General features: G+C 44.1%; 2 protein-coding genes. Both read left to right on the top strand.

Going from position 1 to position 2516, the window contains the following annotated elements:
• Nucleotides 1–1195, top strand: a 1195-nt coding sequence (locus VF500_RS14770; protein WP_330860399.1) for a GMC family oxidoreductase, incomplete at its 5' end; no start/stop codon positions are given.
• A 244-nt stretch (nt 1196–1439) separates the two neighbouring features.
• Nucleotides 1440–2516, top strand: a 1077-nt coding sequence (locus VF500_RS14775; RefSeq protein ID WP_330860400.1) for a GMC family oxidoreductase, incomplete at its 3' end; no start/stop codon positions are given.

Here is a 2516-nt window from a genome sequence, read left to right on the forward strand (position 1 = left end):
TATTGCCGAATTGCCGGATGGGGAGTTTCTACCTGCGTTTCCGTTAAACACTGTAGAGGAATATTTTAGAGATCACGTAAAAAGTAAATATAAAAACCGGCATGTGATCAGCGCACGTTGCGCGCACTTATCAACCCCTAACCAGATCCATTTGGATCAGGGCCGCGTACAATGCCAAAGGCGTACCATTTGTGAACGGGGATGCCCGTTTGGCGGGTATTTTAGCGCCAATGCTACTACTATTCCATGGGCATTAAAATCGGGACATGCAACGTTAAGGCCATTCTCGGTTGTTGAGTCCATTATTTATGATGAAAAGCTTGGTAAGGCAACAGGCGTACGGGTTATCGATACCAATACCAAAGAAGCTATTGAATATTATGCTAAAGTGATTTTTGTTAACGCGGCCGCGTTAAATACCAACCTGATACTGCTTAATTCTAAGTCGCACCGCTTCCCTAATGGTTTAGGTAACGATAGCGGCGTGCTGGGTAAATATGTAGCGTTCCACAATTATTCGGCCCATATTGGTGCTGAGTATGATGGCGCTAAAGAATGGACAACCGATGGCCGTAATCCTGCAGGTGGTGGTTATATGCCACGGTTCAGAAATGTATATAAACAGGAAACCGACTTTTTGCGAGGCTATGCATCGGGCTTTAGCGCTTATCGTTATCCACAGCGCAGCTGGGATGGCGTAGGCAGCAACCTGAAAGACAACCTGGCTAATAAAGAGCTTGGCCCATGGCATGTAGGATCACATATGATGGGTGAAACCATCCCGAAGGAAAGCAATTTTGTAAGCCTGGATGATAAGCAAAAAGATGCCTGGGGCGTGCCGTTATTGAAGATGAACGTTGATTATGACGATAACGACGAAAAGATGAAGAATGATTATATAGAGCAGCTAACAGAGATGTTTACCAGCGCAGGCTTTACCAATATCAAAGCCAGTACCGATAAACGCGCCCCCGGTTTAGATATTCACGAAATGGGCGGTGCGCGCATGGGGAATGATCCTAAAACATCTATCCTGAACAAATGGAACCAGGTACACAGTGTTAAAAACGTATTTGTTACCGACGGCGCCAGCATGACATCAACCTCATGCCAAAACCCGTCGCTAACTTATATGGCCTTTACAGCAAGGGCCGCTGATTATGCCATGAGCGAGATGAAAAAGGGGAATATATAATAGCAGTTTGCAGTTTTGAGTAGGCGGTAGGCAGTTAAAAAGTGTTGAAGTTTGATTAAACTGCTAATAAAGAAATGGGAGCAAACGGCCGACAGATAACTGCAAGCCGCCAACCGAAAACTACTAACTGATAAAGAGGCATTGTGTAAAAAAAACACAATGCAATATTTGGAAAATGAATTTTATTCATACATTTAACGAGATAACCAAGTACTAAACAAATTAAACTAATCATATTATTCGTATGTCTGCAAACACTTATGACGCAATAGTCATTGGCTCAGGAATTTCAGGCGGGTGGGCTGCCAAGGAACTTACACAAAAGGGTTTGAAAACCATCATGCTTGAGCGTGGTCGTAATATCGAGCATATTAAAGATTACGTAAATGCTACCAAAGATCCATGGGAATTTCCGCACAGAGGCGGTCGCACCCAAAAAATGATCGATGATTACCCGGTTCTTAAACGCGATTATCCGCTGAATGAAACTAATCTTGACTATTGGGCAAGTGATAAAGAAAGCCCATATACTGAAATAAAGCGTTTCGATTGGTTCCGCGGTTACCATGTAGGCGGCCGTTCATTGATGTGGGGACGCCAGTCATACCGCTGGGCTGATGTTGACTTTGAAGCCAACTTAAAAGATGGTATCGCAGTGGATTGGCCTATCCGTTACAAAGATATCGCTCCGTGGTATAGCTATGCCGAGCAATTTGCCGGCATCTCTGGTAATAAAGATGGTTTACCAATTCTTCCTGACGGTGATTTTATGCCGCCTATGGAAATGAACGTGGTTGAAAAAGACGTTTCAAAACGTTTGAAAGAGTATTATAAAGAAGCACGTCACATGATCATTGGTCGCACGGCCAATATCACCGTACCTCATAACAACCGTACCAACTGCCAGTACCGTAACAAATGCTGGTTAGGCTGTCCGTTCGGTGCTTACTTCAGCACGCAATCGGCTACGTTGCCTGCGGCTATGGCTACCGGTAATTTAACCGTTCGTCCGTGGTCTATCGTTACCAAAATTTTATACGATAAGGATACTAAAAAAGCTAAGGGTGTTGAGGTATTAGATGCAGAAACTAATCAAACTTATGAGTACTTCGCTAAGATCGTATTCGTAAATGCATCAACGATTAACTCGGCCTGGATCCTAATGAACTCAGCAACCGACGTATGGGAAGGCGGCTTAGGCAGCAGCAGCGGCGAGCTTGGCCATAACCTGATGGACCACCACCTTAACGTTAGTGCTTATGGTAAGATTGAGGGCTACGAAGATAAATATTATTTCGGTCGCCGTGCAAATGGTTTCTAT

It is taken from the genome of Mucilaginibacter sp., assembly GCF_036383575.1.
Classification (GTDB): domain Bacteria; phylum Bacteroidota; class Bacteroidia; order Sphingobacteriales; family Sphingobacteriaceae; genus Mucilaginibacter.